The sequence below is a fragment of the Grimontia sp. THUN1695 genome (assembly GCF_059704325.2).
Genome location: NZ_AP046577.1, coordinates 2,617,477 through 2,635,209 on the forward strand (window position 1 = coordinate 2,617,477; position 17,733 = coordinate 2,635,209).

Annotated in this window: 17 protein-coding genes; 4 read left to right on the forward strand and 13 right to left on the reverse strand. The window is 53.9% G+C overall.

Annotation, left to right across the window (positions count from 1 at the left end; genetic code table 11):
• Positions 1 to 10: 10 nt before the first annotated feature.
• The 11 genes from AC6IB1_RS15300 to pedF form a co-directional block, all read right to left on the reverse strand.
• Positions 11 to 2,035 carry an insulinase family protein gene (locus tag AC6IB1_RS15300; protein ID WP_497567362.1) on the reverse strand — a complete coding sequence of 675 codons (2,025 nt, stop codon included), beginning with the start codon at positions 2,033 to 2,035 and terminating at the stop codon, positions 11 to 13.
• Positions 2,036 to 2,076: 41 nt separating this feature from the next.
• Positions 2,077 to 3,207, reverse strand: coding sequence for a pyrroloquinoline quinone biosynthesis protein PqqE (gene pqqE, locus AC6IB1_RS15305; protein ID WP_497567363.1), 1,131 nt, complete (start codon positions 3,205 to 3,207; stop codon positions 2,077 to 2,079).
• Complete coding sequence (pqqD, locus tag AC6IB1_RS15310; RefSeq protein ID WP_497567364.1) at positions 3,179 to 3,445, reverse strand: pyrroloquinoline quinone biosynthesis peptide chaperone PqqD; 267 nt, start codon at positions 3,443 to 3,445, stop codon at positions 3,179 to 3,181. Before pqqD ends, pqqE begins: the two co-directional genes overlap by 29 nt.
• A 23-nt stretch (positions 3,446 to 3,468) precedes the next feature.
• The gene (gene pqqC, locus AC6IB1_RS15315) at positions 3,469 to 4,227 is read right to left on the reverse strand and encodes a pyrroloquinoline-quinone synthase PqqC (protein WP_497567365.1); all 759 of its coding nucleotides are present in this window, start codon (positions 4,225 to 4,227) and stop codon (positions 3,469 to 3,471) included.
• A 14-nt stretch (positions 4,228 to 4,241) separates the two neighbouring features.
• Positions 4,242 to 5,159: a pyrroloquinoline quinone biosynthesis protein PqqB gene (gene pqqB / locus AC6IB1_RS15320; RefSeq protein ID WP_497567366.1), complete on the reverse strand. Its 918-nt coding sequence runs from the start codon at positions 5,157 to 5,159 to the stop codon at positions 4,242 to 4,244.
• Positions 5,160 to 5,263: 104 nt separating this feature from the next.
• Complete coding sequence (pqqA, locus tag AC6IB1_RS15325; protein WP_081796241.1) at positions 5,264 to 5,335, reverse strand: pyrroloquinoline quinone precursor peptide PqqA; 72 nt, start codon at positions 5,333 to 5,335, stop codon at positions 5,264 to 5,266.
• Positions 5,336 to 5,454: 119 nt separating this feature from the next.
• Positions 5,455 to 7,596 (reverse strand): 4Fe-4S binding protein, encoded by a 2,142-nt coding sequence (locus AC6IB1_RS15330; protein ID WP_497567367.1) that lies wholly within the window; start codon positions 7,594 to 7,596, stop codon positions 5,455 to 5,457.
• A gap of 121 nt (positions 7,597 to 7,717) precedes the next feature.
• Positions 7,718 to 9,226, reverse strand: a complete 1,509-nt coding sequence (exaC, locus tag AC6IB1_RS15335) for an acetaldehyde dehydrogenase ExaC (protein ID WP_497567368.1) — start codon at positions 9,224 to 9,226, stop codon at positions 7,718 to 7,720.
• 244 nt (positions 9,227 to 9,470) lie between these two features.
• Positions 9,471 to 11,228, reverse strand: coding sequence for a PQQ-dependent methanol/ethanol family dehydrogenase (locus AC6IB1_RS15340; RefSeq protein ID WP_497567369.1), 1,758 nt, complete (start codon positions 11,226 to 11,228; stop codon positions 9,471 to 9,473).
• A gap of 8 nt (positions 11,229 to 11,236) precedes the next feature.
• Complete coding sequence (locus AC6IB1_RS15345; protein ID WP_497567370.1) at positions 11,237 to 12,196, reverse strand: substrate-binding periplasmic protein; 960 nt, start codon at positions 12,194 to 12,196, stop codon at positions 11,237 to 11,239.
• Positions 12,197 to 12,210: 14 nt separating this feature from the next.
• On the reverse strand, positions 12,211 to 12,660 hold the full coding sequence (pedF, locus tag AC6IB1_RS15350) for a cytochrome c-550 PedF (RefSeq protein ID WP_005504186.1): 450 nt from the start codon (positions 12,658 to 12,660) through the stop codon (positions 12,211 to 12,213).
• Between the two features lie 190 nt (positions 12,661 to 12,850).
• Between pedF and AC6IB1_RS15355 the strand changes: the two genes are divergently transcribed.
• The 4 genes from AC6IB1_RS15355 to AC6IB1_RS15370 are packed head-to-tail and all read left to right on the forward strand — an operon-like array spanning position 12,851 to position 16,603.
• Positions 12,851 to 14,038: a lanthanide ABC transporter ABC transporter substrate-binding protein PedA1 gene (locus tag AC6IB1_RS15355; RefSeq protein WP_497567371.1), complete on the forward strand. Its 1,188-nt coding sequence runs from the start codon at positions 12,851 to 12,853 to the stop codon at positions 14,036 to 14,038.
• 41 nt (positions 14,039 to 14,079) lie between these two features.
• Complete coding sequence (locus tag AC6IB1_RS15360; protein WP_497567372.1) at positions 14,080 to 15,072, forward strand: PQQ-dependent catabolism-associated beta-propeller protein; 993 nt, start codon at positions 14,080 to 14,082, stop codon at positions 15,070 to 15,072.
• Between the two features lie 20 nt (positions 15,073 to 15,092).
• Positions 15,093 to 15,812 (forward strand): ATP-binding cassette domain-containing protein, encoded by a 720-nt coding sequence (locus tag AC6IB1_RS15365; protein ID WP_497567373.1) that lies wholly within the window; start codon positions 15,093 to 15,095, stop codon positions 15,810 to 15,812.
• Positions 15,812 to 16,603 carry a lanthanide ABC transporter permease protein PedC gene (locus tag AC6IB1_RS15370; RefSeq protein ID WP_497567374.1) on the forward strand — a complete coding sequence of 264 codons (792 nt, stop codon included), beginning with the start codon at positions 15,812 to 15,814 and terminating at the stop codon, positions 16,601 to 16,603. The genes AC6IB1_RS15365 and AC6IB1_RS15370 overlap by 1 nt, the downstream gene beginning before the upstream one ends.
• Positions 16,604 to 16,660: 57 nt before the next feature.
• On the opposite strand, the gene AC6IB1_RS15375 is transcribed toward AC6IB1_RS15370, so the two are convergent.
• Together AC6IB1_RS15375 and pspG are read right to left on the reverse strand one after the other, a co-directional pair.
• A complete protein-coding gene (locus tag AC6IB1_RS15375; RefSeq protein WP_497567375.1) occupies positions 16,661 to 17,302 on the reverse strand; it encodes a TIGR04219 family outer membrane beta-barrel protein in 642 nt (213 codons plus the stop codon).
• 141 nt (positions 17,303 to 17,443) lie between these two features.
• Positions 17,444 to 17,710 carry an envelope stress response protein PspG gene (pspG, locus tag AC6IB1_RS15380; protein ID WP_497569156.1) on the reverse strand — a complete coding sequence of 89 codons (267 nt, stop codon included), beginning with the start codon at positions 17,708 to 17,710 and terminating at the stop codon, positions 17,444 to 17,446.
• Positions 17,711 to 17,733 lie beyond the last annotated feature (23 nt).

The following is a 17,733-nucleotide window of genomic DNA, read 5'->3' on the forward strand; positions in this document are numbered from 1 at the left end:
CTTGCAGCCATTAATGGACGGTGGGGTGTTTAAGTGCAACGAGCACTTTAGCGGCCAGTGTCGCCAGGCTTGACGGCGTGACTGACGAAAAGTCCACAGCGGCAGATTGGCCTACGGTGCCAAGCAATGCGCGGTTAAAACAGGCATGGGATTTTCGGTAACGGGCAGAAACCAGCCCCAGTCCCCCCAGACAGCATTTCTCCAATACTGCATGCTCCATCGGCCTCGTCAGCGTTTCAATCGCATTGAGCAAGGCCACAAAGCTGACACTCGGATCACTGTCTGCCACCGAATCAAACGCCAGTTCATAGGTTATCAAATCTATCGACACCGCAACGCTGTAACAGCGTCCAGCAAGACGGCGTTTTTTCACCCTGTCATTGGCCATCACCGCTTGTCCCAGTGTGGCAATATCCCCGGCATCGACGGTATGAGGAAACGACAGCATCACATGCATCGCACCATCGTCATCCCGGTAGCTTGCCATGACACTTCCAGCCCGGAATACCGGGGCGCTGGCGGCAACATAAAACTCAATACCATTGGATGTATGGTGCCACTCGCCGGCCAGCGCACTGATTTCATCAGCACTTAAGTGATTGTGCCAGAAATAGCGCAACGCCCTGGCCTCATCAAGGGGCAAATCGGCGGTGAAGCCCAGTATCAGGGTGTTGGCACAGCGCCACTCTCCCATACTGCCGAGCACGGGCTTTCCCCGCATCCACGCCCAGCGCAGGGTACGTTGCTGGCAAAGGGTCAGCCAGCGCTCCAATGTGGCTTTAGTGCTGTCATCTCGTGCATTACAACGACAGAGGATCGCCAGACGGGTTAACGGCTGACAAGGAGAAATCCATTCGGTTCCAGCCGCCCGATAAGGTACATCCAGTAGCGGATCGTGGGTATGCCCTTTCAGGAAAGACGGCGCAAACGGCGTGATGGAAAAATCATGGTAGAGCCGTTGCAAACCGTCCCCCCAGCGCCGGGCCATGTCCCGTCCCTGCTGCAAAGAAAAATAGCCCGATTGCCAACTGACACGGCGTGATGGCATGCATCTGGCGACATCATCAACATGACGCTGCAACGCTTCAGCATCCGTGTTATTGCCCAACCGAAACCGGAGCGCCGGGACAGGTTGAAAGTCAGTTGTCAGCGGCAGAAGGTGTACGTCCAATACCTTAAGTGCTTGCTGGCCTTCCGGAGAGCACAATGTGGGATGAAGCGCTGCCGCCCAGTGTGGCGACAATGTCAGGGTTTCAATCCGTCCTGCTGGCTCAGGTTTATCTGTGTGTTTACCTAGCTCCGGCACCTCGACAGGTAAGGCGCTTCCCACGTTATTGAGCGATTTGGACAACTGACGCCACAACGCCACCATCGGCCAGCTGCCGGATGTCAGCAGTATCATGGACTCAGGCCGGTAGTAGTGGCTGTGATAACGGCGAAGTGCGGTGATATTCAGCAAGGGCAAGGTTTGCGGCATTCCACCATAAAGCGGCGCACGGGGCAGGCTTAACAATGCCTGTTCAGTGGCTTCCCGGAAACCGGTATGACGCATGTACTCGTCCAGTTCCCGGTAAAGTGCGCCGTCATAACCGGCCCCGTTTTTCCGCACAATTTCCTGATCAAAGTCTTCCCCGGTCAGTTGAGGAGCAAACACACAATCGGCCATAAACCCGATACCACGCAGTGCAGAAGCCGGGTCATACCCGGTCAGATGAAAACGGGTACTTTCTTTTTGGGTGGTGGCATTAAATTCCAGCAATGCCAGTTCTGCGCGCAGGGAAAGAAAGGTGTCCGGCTCTGGATAACGGGTGGAGCCGCGCAGCACCATATGTTCGAGGGCGTGGGTAATGCCGCTGTCGTCCTCCACCGGGGTGGGGATCACAATAGCGGCACTAAGCCTCTCTTCTTCAGACGCCGCGTAGTGCCAGTGCATGGCACCACTGACATGGCGATACCCCACCCAGCCGGTGTCCATTTGCTGTTCGTCCGGTGGCAACAGCAACCAGTCCGGTGCAGCAGGATGCAGTTTCGCCATTGCGGCTCCTTACACTTGACGACGCCCTGGGTCTGTTGGCCTTAAGGCTTCACACTGAGGATCATTTGGCTGTTTTTTACCGTTCTTGCCAGTGCCGCACTGTGGCAACCCTGATTGGCTTTTGTCACCGCCTCTTCAATCACATGATGATGCGGGGATTTGCTGCACACCGGATCGGCATTCGCCGGATCGCCGGTCAGCAGCATCGCCTGACAGCGACAACCACCGAAGTCGTTCGCCTTCTCATTACAGCTTCGGCAAGGTTCCCGCATCCAGTCAAATCCGCGGAAACGATTAAAGCTTTCAGAGTCATGCCAGATATGGCTGAGAGAATGGTTTTTCACGTTGGGATGGGGCAAATCCAACATGGCGGCGCTGTGACAAGGCAGGGCTTTGCCATCCGGGGCGATATTGATGAAAAGGTTCCCCCAGCCGCTCATACAAGGCTTGGGGCGGGTTTCATGATAATCAGGGGTAACGAAGATAAATTTGGGCCCGGCACCGTTCTGGCTGTCACGAAGTGCGTTTACCTTGGCTTCAGCGTTTTCAATCTGGCGTTGCGACGGCAAGAGCGCGTCACGGTTGTGCAGCGCCCAGCCGTAATATTGTGAGGTGGCAAGCTCCACGAAATCTGCGTCAAGTTCAATCGCAAGCGCCATGATTGCCTCGATGGATTCAATGTTCTGGCGGGTGATCACGACATTCATCACCATAGGAAACCCTGCATCTTTCACCGCCTTGAACATGGCTTTTTTATGCTCAAAGGCATGGCGCTTTCCGGCGATGGCATCGCTTAAATCCGGCTCAGCCGACTGGAAACTGATTTGAATATGGTCAAGCCCGGCCTCCTTCAGCGCCAGAATGCGTTTTTCATTCAGCCCTACGGCAGACGTGATGAGGTTGGTGTAATAGCCAAGTGCGTTGGCGTGGGCAACCAGTTGCTCCAGATCGCGGCGCATCAAGGGTTCGCCACCGGAAAAGCCAAGTTGCACGGCACCGAGCTCCCGCCCCTCTTCCAGCACCCGGCACCACTCTTCGGTGGAAAGCTCGTCGTCCGGGTCGCCAAGGTTTAATGGGTTGGCGCAATAGGCACAATGCAGCGGACAGCGGTAAGTGAGCTCTGCCAGCAGCCAAAGCGGCGGGTTAACAGGTTTCGAGCCATTTTTTGTCACAGGCGACCTCCACGAACTCGTGCACATCCCCGGCCAAATCCACACCGGGAAATTTTTCTTCCAGACGTGCGATCGCCGCAGTGACTGAGCTTGGCGTATCAAACTGTATCAAGATTTCAGCGGCGCTTTCGCTCAGTTTGACCATCCCTTCCGGGTAAAGCAGGACATGGCAGTCCTGCGCTTTTTCAAACTGCATACGGAACATGCTGTTACGCTGATAAACCGTGTCACTGTTCATGTCGCCTCCCTGTACGTTTCTGGTTACCGGTCAAGTGCGTGGTGCCAGACCGGTTTGTCAGTGATGCCGACATAAGGCGGTCGGTCAAATTCGTATGCCATGCTGATGGCATCGAGCAGTGACCAAAGGATATCGAGCTTAAATTGCAGGATGTTGAGCGCTTGCGCCTGCTGTTCCGCCGTCCGGAAATGGTCAAGCGTGATTGACAGGCCATGCTCAACATCACGACGCGCCTGACTGAGACGCTGGCGGAAATAGGTCAGCCCTTCCGGGTCAATCCAGGTGTAATGACAGGGCCAGGAATCGAGGCGTGACTGGTGGATTTCCGGTGCGAACAGCTCCGTCAGCGACGAGCACGCTGCTTCCTGCCAGGTGGCGCGGCGGGCAAAATTCACATAGGCATCCACCGCAAAACGCACACCGGGCAACACCCATTTTTCATCAATCACATCCTGGCGGTTGAGGCCTACAGCTTCCGCCAGACGTAGCCAGGCCTCGATGCCTCCCCATTTGCAATCAAGGCTCTTGTGGCCGTCATGGTCAAGAATGCGCTGTACCCATTCACGGCGGATTTCCGGGTCCCGGCAATTCGCCATGATAGCGGCATCCTTGACCGGAATTGATGTCTGGTAATAGAAACGGTTTGCCACCCAGGCACGGATTTGCGCTTTACTGCATTTCCCAGCATACATGGCTTGATGAAAGGGATGGTGAATGTGGTAGTACTGTCCTTTTGCCAGCAGCGCCTGCTGGAATTCCTCTCGCGTCATTGCCGTTGCCATGGCGCCTCCCTGCGTCAAATTTCAATCGTCATGCCGTCGAAGGCAATCTCTACCCCGGCATCAAGTACCGCCTGATGCTGTGGCGAGTCTGGATCCAGAATGGGGTTGGTGTTATTGATATGAATGAGCACCTTACGCGGCTTGGTGAAACCTTCCATCAGCGCCAGCATACCGTCATCCCCCGACACCGACAGGTGGCCCATTTCTGAGCCCAGCGAGGTGCCGACGCCTTCACGGATCATTTCATCATCGGTCCAGAGTGTGCCATCCATCATCACGCAATCCGCCTCCTCCATCGCCGCAAGCACAGACGCTTCCGGTGCGCCGAGTCCAGGCGCATAAAACAGGGTCGCCCCGCTGCGGGTATCAATAATCTTGAGCCCGATGTTATCACCCGGACGCGGACGGTTGCGGTAAGGCGAAAACGGCGGCGCGTTGGAAGAAAGGGAGACAGGATGAAAAGCAAGGTGTGGCACGGCCGGAATGCGCCAGCCTTCGGGGGAATGGATATCGACTGTGTGGGTCTCATAGCCGCCTTCCCAGTGCTTCATCATCGACAGGATGGGATAGCTGGTACTCAGCTCTTCTGCTACTTCCGGTGTGCAGTAAAGCGCAAGCGGCAGCCCTTCACGCAAGACCAAAAGCCCGGTCGTGTGGTCAATTTGCGCATCAGTCACCACCACCGCGCCGATAGCCGAACCGCGTGCTCCCTCCGCGTTGGTAAGCTGGGGTGACGCGTTGATTTGCTGGCGAATATCCGGGGAGGCGTTAATCACTACCCAGTTGTCACCGTCATCGCTTACCGCGATGGAAGATTGCGTACGTGGCATGGCACGGCTGGTGCCGTGCCGCACCGAACGGCACATTCGGCAGTGACAATTCCACTGTGGGAACCCGCCACCCGCGGCTGAGCCTAACACCAAGATCTGCATCCATTCACCTCGCTGCCTGTCACCGTGTGGAAAGGGAAAATAGAAACGGGATGCCCCCGGGGTCTGTTGACCCTATAGAAAGGTGCATCCCGTTTATCAGCTACTTAGCGGTTACTGATGTAAAGCGTGACTTCAAAACCGAGTCTGAGTTCTGTGTAGCTAGGCTTCTTCCACATATTGTCGCTCCTTGTACCAATATATCGAGACACAACTTGCCTCCTGATTTAGCCTATGCACATGAACAAAAATGACCAATCCTACTTTGTGATGATTTCTCTCATCTAAGACACGGATTTTATCTCCCTGAGCGGCGCGGCGTTGTCTCCACAGCCGACTCAGCGATGGTTACCGGAATCGCCTTACCAACAGCACCGTTTTTACGCCGCCGTTTCCCGTATTTTTCCGCCACACAGCGGGTGTTGTCATGGATGATGGTCAGGCAGGCAAAACACTGCACGCACTCGTTGTAATCAATGGTGCCATCTTTGTGGATGGCATTGATCCCACAGTGCTTTTCACAAAGTTGGCAGGGGCTGCCACACTCCTTCCTACGCGTCAGCCAACTAAAAAGCCGAAACCTGCCAAGCACCGCCAATCCGGCGCCCAACGGGCACAAATACCGGCAATAGGCTTTGTGGATTTTGGCACTGATAAAGAGCAGTAAAACGGCGTAAATGACGAACGGTGCACTTCGCACAAATACCAGGGTCACCGCAGTTTTGAACGGCTCGATTTCCGCCAGGGTCTCGGCAAGGGACAGGCTGTAAAACGCCGTTATCACCAACACAAAAAGCACGGCATATTTCATATAAATCAGGCGGCTGTGCAGCAGGTCACTGACCTTCCATTGCCGGATACGAAGCTTCTCGGCGGCAACAGCTACCAACTCCTGCATCGCACCAAATGGGCACAGCCAGCCGCAGAAAAGTCCCCTTCCCCACAAAAAAAGGCTGATAAACACGTAGCTCCAGAGGATGAATAGGACGGGATCGAGCAAAAAAACCTGAATATCAAATCCTTGCCACAGCGACAGCAACAAGGTGTAGATATTGACAACGGAGAGTTGCCCCTGAGCGTAAAAGCCGATAAAAAGAATGATAAAACAAAGGGACAACAACCTTACCGGTGTAAGGAACTGGCCAAACACCGCCAGCCGGTGCTGAAATACAAACACGCCGGTCAGCAGAACGAGATAAAGGGCTAATACGCTGATTTCCAAGCTTCTGTCCAGCCAAATCCGCTGCCAGAGAGGCAGAGGCTTCGATAACGGCTCAACCGGGGTTAACACGGCTTCGGGCAGTGTGTAACGGGTAGAAACAGCGATGGTTTCTGATTCCAGAAAATTCTTTTTCACCTGAACATTCATCCCGACCGTGATTGGCAGTGACGGGTCAAAGCCGCTCTGATCAGAAAAAGTGAAAATATGGGTACGTTCAAAGGGGGCCAGATCAACAGCAAGCACCGGCGGCTGGGCATGGTAAAGATCAGCGTCACGGAGTGCCAGCGGGCTGGCTTCCTGTTTGAGTGTCAGCCGCTGGGGAATCGTGCCGGCGACAAAATCTTCCGCTACATGGTGATAGCCACCCCGTGAACCCACCAGCACCGCAATTTCGCCCGGCTCCAGTGTATCCATGATGCGGGTGTATTCCCTTTCACCGAGCAGGTTTTTTCCCACCATTGGCGGGTTCAGTACCGCGAGGGTTAAATCCAGAAATGGCACCTCATCGCTGGCTGACGCTTCACGGGCTTGGGCAATCCGCTCAGGCGTGGTGTCCAGCGCGCTTTCTGCTTCTTCATCGCTGAGTTGCCAGTGAAACAGCAACCCTTCGCTGCGAAGTGCATCGAGCGTTCTCGGACTGGAATCTTCGGTATTCAGGATGGCTTGCGTGGCTGAGCCAAACCCGGAAAGCCGTGACTGCGCCACCTTACGCGCAGCCGCAATAATGGTGTCATGCACCACCATCACCGACACCGTGGCCTTGGTGACACCATCAAAATAGACGATGTCATCGCTCGCGATCCGCTGTTGATTGCTTCCCACCAGTACCTGCTGTTTGAGCGACAACCCCTGATACTGACGGATAAAATCAACCAGTGGCTTCTCGCCAAGGCCATGCAGGAAAATCGGTTCATGGTGTCCCAGCAGCATCAGTCCCACAATCCGTCCTTCGGTGTCGAGACCAACCCGCAGGTTAATGGTGTCACCGGAAAAACCGGGGAAATTAGTGAGGTTGTCAGTTTCAAACAGATAACCGATCGGCTGGTCGAGTTGGTAGATGTCAGTGACAGGCAAGGCGTCTTGCGACGCTTTCATCCGGGTCGCACTGGGAAAGAGTGCAGCAGCTTCTTCATTCACTTCCAGCCAGTGAGATGCGGCAACAAGAAAGGGCAATAACATGAGAAGCAACCACAGTGTCAGGGCACTACGCCAACGCATGATACACCTTCATTTTTTTATGTTATGCAGGTGAAAAAAGCGGGGCTGCTGCCCCGCAATGTTCCTGCCTCTGGCAGCACCGGAGGGCAGCTGCCATCGGACAAGCGGACGTCGCGTCTGGTTAGAAGAAACCTAACGGATTGATGTCGTAGCTCACCAACAGGTTTTTGGTCTGCTGGTAGTGGTTGAGCATCATCTTATGGTTTTCACGGCCGATACCGGATTTCTTGTACCCCCCGAATGCGGCATGTGCCGGGTAGAGGTGGTAACAGTTGGTCCAGACACGGCCCGCTTCAATCGCACGGCCAACACGGTACGCACGGTTGATATCACGGGTCCAAAGGCCCGCCCCCAGACCGTATTCGGTATCGTTGGCAATCGCCAGCGCTTCCGCTTCATCTTTAAAGGTCACCACGCTCACTACCGGCCCAAAGATCTCCTCCTGGAACACCCGCATGTGGTTGTCACCTTTCAGGATGGTTGGCTGGATGTAGTAACCGCCACCAAAGTCTGCGGCTTCACCGCCCAGCAGCACTTCCGCACCTTCCGCTCGGCCGATATCGAAGTAGCCTTTGATCTTGTCAAACTGCTCGTTGGAGGCCTGCGCACCGACCTGGGTTTCAGTATCCAGCGGGTTGCCGTGCTTGATGGATTTCGCACGCTCAATCACCCTGGCGATGAAGTCATCATAGATGCTTTCCTGAACCAGCAGGCGTGACGGACAGGTACACACCTCCCCCTGGTTGAAAAATGCCAGCACGCAGCCTTCAACGGCTTTGCTGATAAACTCGTCTTCCTGCTGCATCACGTCTTCGAAATAGATGTTTGGCGATTTACCGCCCAGCTCAACGGTCGATGGGATCAGGTTGTCAGCCGCACAGCGAAGGACATGGTTACCAATCGCGGTAGAGCCGGTGAACGCTATTTTTGCAATGCGTTCTGAGGTTGCCAGCGCCTGTCCTGCTTCCGGCCCCATGCCGTTGACGACATTCAGCACACCCGGTGGCAGCAGATCACCGATGATTTCCATCAGCAACAGGATGGTGGTTGGCGTCTGCTCCGCCGGCTTCAGGACAACACAGTTGCCTGCCGCCAGTGCCGGTGCCAGTTTCCATGCTGCCATCAACAGAGGGAAGTTCCACGGAATAATTTGACCGACAACACCCAGAGGTTCATGGATGTGATAGGCCACGGTTTTGGCATCAATTTCTGCCGCAGAGCCCTCTTGCGCACGGATCGCGCCAGCAAAATAGCGGAAATGATCGACACTGAGCGGGATGTCAGCCGCAAGCGTTTCGCGCACTGCCTTACCGTTTTCCCAGGTTTCTGCAACCGCCAGATATTCGAGATTGGCTTCAATACGATCGGCGATTTTGAGCAGGATGTTGGCACGTTCAGTTGCAGAGGTTGCCCCCCAGCTGGCTTTGGCTGCGTGGGCAGCGTCCAGCGCAAGCTCGATATCTTCTGCGGTTGAACGTGGGATTTCCGCGATTGGATCACCGGTGCAAGGCGAGGTGTCCGTGAAGTACTGTCCCTTGATTGGCGGGACCCAATCACCGCCGATGTAGTTTGCATAACGCGATTTAAAATTAACAACGGCGCCATCGGTATTTGGTTTTGCGTAAATCATTGTCCACCCCTGTATGTTGGTGAGATTCCCTGTGTCATCCCTGACAGGCCGGCGAAACGGCGTCAGGCGTTGTTGTAATACCAGTATGGGATGACCAGTAAATCTCTCCATCGCCCCTTGGTTGGCAATATCTCATACTTTGGAGGGAGACAATGGGGAGGAAAGCTCTGTTGCAAAACACCCAAACGAAAACAAGGCCGGGGATAACCCAGCCTTGCTACATTTACCGGAAAAAACTGTCGTCTCAACCTTTCGGTAGCTTGAAGGTCCAGACCGTTCCCCCCTGATTGAAGTCTTTCACCCGTTTTGCTACATCGCCACCCCAAAGCGGCACTGCGCCCCCCCAGCCGGAAAGCACGGAAACATACTGTTCGCCATCCATTTCCCAGGTTACCGGGCTACCCACGATGCCAGAACCGGTATTGAACCTGTAAAGCAGCTCGCCGGTTTTGTCATCAAAGGCCATCAGGTAACCTTCCGGATTACCAGTGAAAACCAGCCCACCTGCCGTGGTCATGACACCGCCCCACAATGGCGCATAATTTTTGTATTCCCAGACACGTTTACCGGTTTTCGGATCGTAAGCACGCAGGGTACCGATGTAATCGTCATTGATGGTTCGGATGGTAAAACCGGCACCGAGATAGGCCGCGCCTTTTTTGTAGGCCACAGGTTCATTCCAGATATCCATTTTCCATTCATTCGCCGGCACATAGAACAGGCCGGTATCCGGGCTGTATGCCATTGGCATCCAGTTTTTACCGCCCAGGAATGAAGGCGCAGAAACCACGGTTTTACCTTGTTTGTCACCGGAAGGGTCGCCCGGGCGATTGTCATTGACATAAAGCGGACGGCCATTGTCATCAAGCCCGGTCGCCCAGCTGATTTCATTCACAAACGGGAAGCCACGAATGAACTTACCATTGGTGCGGTTAAGCACGTAAAAGAAGCCGTTACGGTCAGCCGTCGCCGCCGCTTTTACTGTCTTGCCGTTTTCGGTGTAATCAAACGAAATCAGTTCGTTCACACCATCAAAGTCCCAGCCATCATGTGGGGTGGTCTGGAAATGCCAGACAATTTTGCCGTCATCCGGATCAATCGCAAGACGGGAAGAGGAGAAGAGGTTATCGCCGGGCCGCATGTGTGAATTCCAGGGCGCCGGGTTACCGGTGCCAAAAAACAGCAGATCGGTGTCGGCATCATAAGTCCCCCCCAACCAGGGCGCAGCCCCCCCGCTTTTCCATAGGTCAGCCGGCCAGGTTTTGCCCGGTGCACCACCGGAAATGCCATTCTCTATTTTTTTGCCGTCTTTCCATACATATCCCATGTGACCTTCGACTGTCGGGCGCTCCCACACCAGCTTGCCGGTTTTCGCATCATAGGCACGCACTTTACCGACGATACCAAACTCCCCCCCGGAGACGCCGGTGATCACCTTGCCATTCACCACAATCGGTGCCGCCGTGATGGAGTAACCATCTTGATAGTTATCGACAGTTTTCTTCCAGCGAGTTTTCCCGGTTTTTGCATCCAACGCGACCAGTTTCGCGTCCAGGGTGCCAAAGATCACCAGGTCATCATACAGCGCCACGCCACGGTTTATCACATCACAACAGGGCATAATGCCATCAGGCAAGCGGGCGTCGTATTGCCATAGCTCTTCACCGGTTTTGGCGTCAATCGCGAATACGCGGGAATAAGAGCCGGTGACATACATGACCCCGTCTTTCACCATCGGCTGGCTTTCCTGGCCACGTTGTTTTTCCCCCCCCAATGAGAAGGCCCACACAGGACGGATGTCTTTCACTGTCTCGCGGTTGATGGTATCCATCGGGCTGTAACGCTGGCCTCGCAACCCAAGACCATAAGTCACCACGTCCTCTATGGTCTCCTGATCAGCGAGGATGTCTTTGTCCGTGACACCCGCGTAGACGGGCGATACCGTCACAGCGAGCGAGAGTGCGGTGTAGAAGCCGCAACATTTAAATGACGTCATTGTCATAGGGTACCTCATTGTTGGCTGAATGATTGTGTCTGTACGACAGTCTTCTCTTCGGCAGCGTCCGGCGCAGGCCGGAAACGTTCAGGGAGTTGGTAGTCGACCCCGTATTTTTCACCCCAGCGAATGAAGTCGCCGTTATTGATATGGGTCATCACGATGTCTTCCAGTGCGTAAGCCAATTGGCGGTAGTTTGAATGCACAGCCATACCGAGCTCCCATTCACTGCGTCCGAGAAGCGGAAACGCAAGTTCTGCCAGTTGCTCATTCGCTTGCGGCTTTTTGTTGTAGTGCAGCCATTCCAGCTGCGACGCGGTGCCCATTACGATAGCAACCTCACCGTCATTGAGCGCCTGAAAGGCATCCGGTGTCGAAGAATAGGTGCGGCTTTTATCTCGGAAACGGCCACCAAAGGCGGTGGTAACATAAAACTGGGGGACGGTGTCCACTTCTACCCCCACCGGGTGATACATAAACCGGGCGGCGGTTTGCGGTCTGTCGAGCTTGGCGGTGTCATAAGCCATCAGCCAACGCTCCTGTTGATACGGCGCAAACATGTGTACCAGTTCGTGGGCAGGATGGCCGACATCGTCACGTTTCATCGCAAATTCGCGGTCATACGGCACACGCAGCATCACATCTGCTTTCACGCGCTGGCCATCTTCACTGGTCAGGTTTATCCCCTTCCACAGGTAATTACGCATGTCATCCTCGACCGTTTCATCCGGGGTCATCCAGCGAAGATCGAGTTTCACACCCAGCCCTTTGGCAAGTGCGCTGGCAAGCTCTACATCAATGCCTGCCGGGTTTCCCTCACCATCTGTGTACGAGTACGGCGGGAAATCCTTGTAGACCGCGATGGCAATGACGCCGCGCACCTGAATATCGTCATAGGAAAGCGCCTGGGACGGTGCCGACAGCACCACACACAGCAGCAAGGAAAGCGTCCGAACCACAATAGCAAACCTCATCCTTGCGCCCCCTATTAACCATTTTCCGGTGCCACAGATTCAAGCCAGGTTCTTATCGCCCAAAGCGCTTCCTGATTGAGGTGCTCGGTCATTTTGGGCATATAAACCGCCCCATTGCGTACGGCACCATTCTGGACACGGTAGACGTACCATTCATCACCGTCGTAATCCGCTTCCAGCATGCGCAAATCCGGGGCAATGCCGCCTGAAATGCCTTCGAGACCATGGCAGCGGGCACAGTTCTGGTTGTAGGCAGACGCACCGAGGCGCACGATTTCCGTTTTTACTTCACCGTCCAGTTCTCGGTAAGGATTGGTTTCAGCCCACTCCTCACCGAGAGTGGGAATGGAAGAGGTATCGATGGATTGCGGCGTCACATCACCGTGTGCAAATGCCAGTTGGGAGCCAAGTACCGCCACCCATGCAGCAGCCAGAATACAGATATTACGTTCAACCTTTTCCATGTCTCTCGACTCCTTAATTGGTCAGCGTTGGAAAAAGTGTAGGAGCGTCGGCTGGTTGAAGACATGGTACAAAAGCGGGGATATTCCTCATTCTTTGGGATGATTTTTCAGGAAATCCAATCCTTGGTTTTGGCAAATTGGCTGCCCCCGCATACAGTGAAATGTAAGCCAATACGGAGCGGCATTCGCTATGGAAAAAGCGTCAACCCACCACAAAATAAACCATTACATCGCCAGACTCTGTACGGGGTTACTGGTTTTCTCTTTCTCCCTGCGTGCTGACGTCGAGGTAGAAATGGGGTTGCTGCGCTTCCCGGTTGAAACAACCACCGCAGTACCGGCGTACCTTGCACAACCCGAAAATAACGGAGAAGCCGGTGCAGAACTGGCAGTCAATGACGCTAACGGAACCGGGAAGTTTCTCGGCCAGAAATACGCACTCAGGATAGAAACCAACAGCGACAGTGCAGTGCTCAATACCACCGCAAAAAACTGGTATGGCGAAGGAGTACGTTACTTCCTGGTAGATCTTGATACCCCTACCCTTCAGGCGCTGCGAAACGCCCTACCGGATGACGCGCTGCTGTTTAACGTCGGCAATCAGGATGATGATCTGAGACGTACCCTTTGCCTGCCAAACACCCTACATACCGCCCTCAGTCACAGCATGCGTGCTGACGCCCTTGCCCAGTGGATGCGGGTACGCCGGCTCGATAACGCCTTTTTGGTTTACGGGGAGTCCGGGGCCGACAACGCCTATCTGGACGCAATAAAGCGCACACTTAAGAAATACAACCTGAAGATAGTGCAAGAGAAAGTCTGGAATTTCGACACTGATCTTCGCCGCACCGCATCCGCCGAACTTCCCCTGTTTACCCAGGCCAGTGACTACGATGTGGTGCTGGTTGTCGATGAAAGCAACCTGTTTGGTCAACACCTTCCCTATAACACCTGGCTGCCCCGTCCGGTGATCGGCACACACGGCCTGCGTGCCGACGGCTGGCATTACGTGATTGAGCAGTGGGCGGCGCTTCAGCTTCAAAACCGCTTTACCACGCTGTTTGATCGCCCTATGACAGCCCGTGATTACGCCGCCTGGGTAGCGGTACGTTCCATCAACGAAGCAGTCACCGTGCTCAACAAAGGCGATGTAGAGACAGTTTTGCCTTTCATCATGAGCGATAAATTCCAGTTGGCAGCCTACAAAGGCCGCAAACTGACCTATCGGCCATGGAACGGTCAACTCCGCCAAACCGTGCCGTTGTTTGATTCACAAGCACTGGTGGCCAGCGCCCCGTTTGAGGGCTTTCTTCATCCCCGTAACGAGCTTGATTCGCTCGGCATTGATGAAGCGCAAAGCCAATGTCACCAGTTTTAACCCTGTTTCAACAAAAGAGAGCAAACCAAAAGGACATCATCATGGATTTTCCCAAACCGCTTCTCGCCACGACCTTCGCGGCACTGTTGGTTGCACCGCTTGTCTCATACAGTGTGGCGGCAAAAGAGCTGGCCTATGTGGCAAATGAAAAAGACGACACCGTCAGTGTAATTGACATGGACACCATGGCTGTCATTGACACCATTAGCGTTGGTGACCGCCCCCGGGGTGTCGAGCTCAGCAAAGACGGTACCAAGCTCTATATCTGTGCCAGTGAGTCTAACACGGTGCAGATCCTCGATTTGGCCACCAACAGCATTATCGGCAACCTGCCTTCCGGCGAAGACCCGGAGCTGTTTGCGCTGCACCCTGACGGCAAACGCCTTTATATCGCTAACGAAGACGATGCACTGATGACAGTGGTAGATATTCCGAGCGCCAGCGTAGTAGCCCAAGTGGAAGTAGGCGTAGAGCCGGAAGGGGTGGCGGTCAGCCCGGATGGAAAAATCGCCATCATCACCTCAGAAACCTCCAACATGGCGCACTGGATTGATACCGAGTCCAACCAGATGGTGCATAACACCCTGGTTGATGCCCGCCCACGCTACGCGGAGTTTACCCCTGATGGTAAACAGCTTTGGGTCAGTGCTGAAATTGGCGGCACGGTGGCAGTAATCGATACCGACAGCAAAGAAATCATCAAAAAAATCGGCTTTGCGCCCAAAGGGGTTCATAAAGACAAAGTACAGCCGGTGGGCGTAAAAATTGCTGCCGATGGAAAAACCGCCTTTGTCGCTCTGGGGCCTGCTAACCATGTGGCCGTGGTCAACACAGACACCCTGGAAGTGGAAGATTACCTGCTGGTCGGTCGCCGCGTGTGGCAAATGGCATTTAACACCCAGCAGGACAGGTTGCTGGCGACCAATGGCGTAAGTGGTGATGTTTCTATTATCGATGTGCCGAACCGCAAGGTGGTGAAAACGGTGAAAGTCGGTCGCTACCCTTGGGGAGTGGCAGTACAGCAAGTGGAATAGCGAGGCTATAACCTACTGACATGATTGATATTGATGGACTGTCTCACCACTATGGTCCGCGCTGTGCCCTGAGCGATCTCACCCTGACACTGGGGCGAGGCCTCCACATGTTGCTCGGGCCGAACGGGGCAGGCAAAAGCACCCTGTTTTCCTTGCTGGCACGGCTCACTCCGGTTCAACAGGGCGATATCAGGTTGTTCGGTGAACCACCTTCACGGCAAACCATGGCCAGACTCGGCATGGTGTTCCAGCAAAGTACCCTCGATATGGATCTGACCGTCGGGCAAAACCTCAGTTATTACGGCGCCCTACATGGTTACAGCAAAACACAGAGCCTTAAAAAAGCGGCCCCACTGCTGACCCACTTTTCGCTGACTGACAGGCTGAATGACACCGTCCGCACCCTGAACGGTGGGCACCGTCGCCGCACTGAACTGGTACGTGCCCTGATGCACGCACCCTCGATTTTACTGCTGGATGAACCCACCAGTGGGCTCGACCCCAAAGCACGGGTTTCCCTGTCTGAAGCGGTGAGAAGCCTTTGTGCCCAGCAGCCCCTTTGTGTGCTCTGGGCGACTCACCTGATCGAGGAAGTGGATGATCACGATAACGTGCTGATCCTCCACCGCGGCAGGTTACGGGCACACAATACCGCGAGTGAACTGCGGGCTGAGTACCGGCATTCGACACTCGCCGGGGTCTTTGCCACCCTGACATCAGACAACACGGGGGATGATTGATGGGGTATTGGTATGCGTTTATCGGGATTTGTTATCGCGAGTGGCTGCGCTTTTTCTCGCAACGGGCACGGTTTGCCGCAAGCTTGGTCAGGCCATTGCTCTGGCTGGTGGTATTTGCCGCAGGTTTCAGGGCAGCATTGGGTATTGCGATCATGGCGCCTTACGCCACCTACATCAATTACGAGGAGTATATCCTGCCAGGCCTTTGCGCCATGATTTTGTTGTTTAACGGCATGCAAAGCTCGTTGTCGATTGTCTATGATCGGGAAATGGGCAGCATCAAAGTGCTGCTGACCAGCCCTTTATCCCGCCCGTTTTTGCTGCTGTCCAAACAAATTGCCAGTGCCTTGGTCAGCGTGCTTCAGGTCGGTGCATTTTTAGTGATTGCCGCGCTGTATGACAGGCCACTGACTCCGATGGGCTATGTGTTAGTTATTCCCGCACTTTTTCTGGTCGCCTTAATGTTAAGTGCCCTTGGCATTGTGATTGCCTCCCGGATTAAGCAACTGGAGAATTTTGCTGGGGTGATGAACTTTGTCATTTTCCCGATGTTTTTCCTCTCTTCCGCACTGTATCCGCTGTGGAAAATGCAGGAAGCCAGTGTCTGGCTGTATGAAATCTGCCGCTTTAACCCGTTCACTTTTGGTGTCGAGTTGATCCGCTTCGCGCTTTATCAACAACTGAATGTCACGGCCCTGTTGGTGGTTTCAGGCTGCACGCTGGCGTTTGTGATTCTCGCTGTTGCCGGTTTCCAACCAGTCAAAGATCAAAGGAGACCGCCCCTCCCCTAAACACCGGGCACAAAAAAACCGCGCCATCGCGCGGTTTTCTTTAATTGTTTAAATTGGTTAGAAATTTAATTCTATACCACCGAAGACACCATCATTATAAAACTTACCCTGGTTCAGGCCAAAGTAGTTAAAGTCATAGTCCTGAACACGGTAACCCGCTTTGACGTTCAGATCAGCGGCAACCAGACCCAGCGTAAACAGCACACCCGCTTCTGCATCTACCGTGCTGGTGTCGTTGTAGCTACCAAAACTGAAGGTACCAAACAGGGAAACAGGCGTTGATGGAATGCCCAAACGCACGTCTGAGTACACGTTTGGCTGCCACTCATCGAAGACACGTCCATTAAAACGCCCATCAAACTTTTGCAGGTTCAAACCGATATCGAAGGAGATCAGGTCATTATCCAAAATTTCGTAGTATGCAATCAGATCATACTGGGTAAAATCGGTGTTGAATTTTATTGAATCGATGCTGGTGTAACGGATTTTCGCGTTAGGCACCAAAGGGATAAAGTGTTCAAAAGCGGCGTAGTAAGAAGGTTGAACACTGGCATCATTGGCACGTACGTTATTGATCTTCGCATCGGCATACCATGCATCTGCACCTACTTTAGCCCCTAACAGTACTGCTGCTTGCGCAGGCATTGAAATCGCACCAGCCACTGCCAGCGCAGCAAGAGAAAGGTTTAGTTTTTTCATTGGAAGGGCTCCGCCTTACATTTTTCATGTTTATGGTTTGCGAGCACTATAGCAAAACCAAGACAAAGATTCCGCACAAACCGCCGACTTTTTATGCGAAATCCTTATCCCAAGCTGAAGCCAATTCAATCAAAGCACCGCTTAATAGCGACGTGTACGCTGGTAACGACGCGAACATTCGTAGCAATAATCACGCGTCTGCATTGCTACTTTATCGCGACCTTTGAGCAACCAGACAATCACAGCAGCCAAGATGATCCATGGCAGCATTTTAAACACCAGCCCAATCATGCCAGCCAGCGCCATCACGATAAAACCCACCGCCATCGCAGCAAGAATGCCAAGAAAGCTGATACCCGTTGCTAACAATGCGATGGTAAATCCCACAATAAACAGAAACTCAACCATCATATCCTCCCGGTCAGTGACGT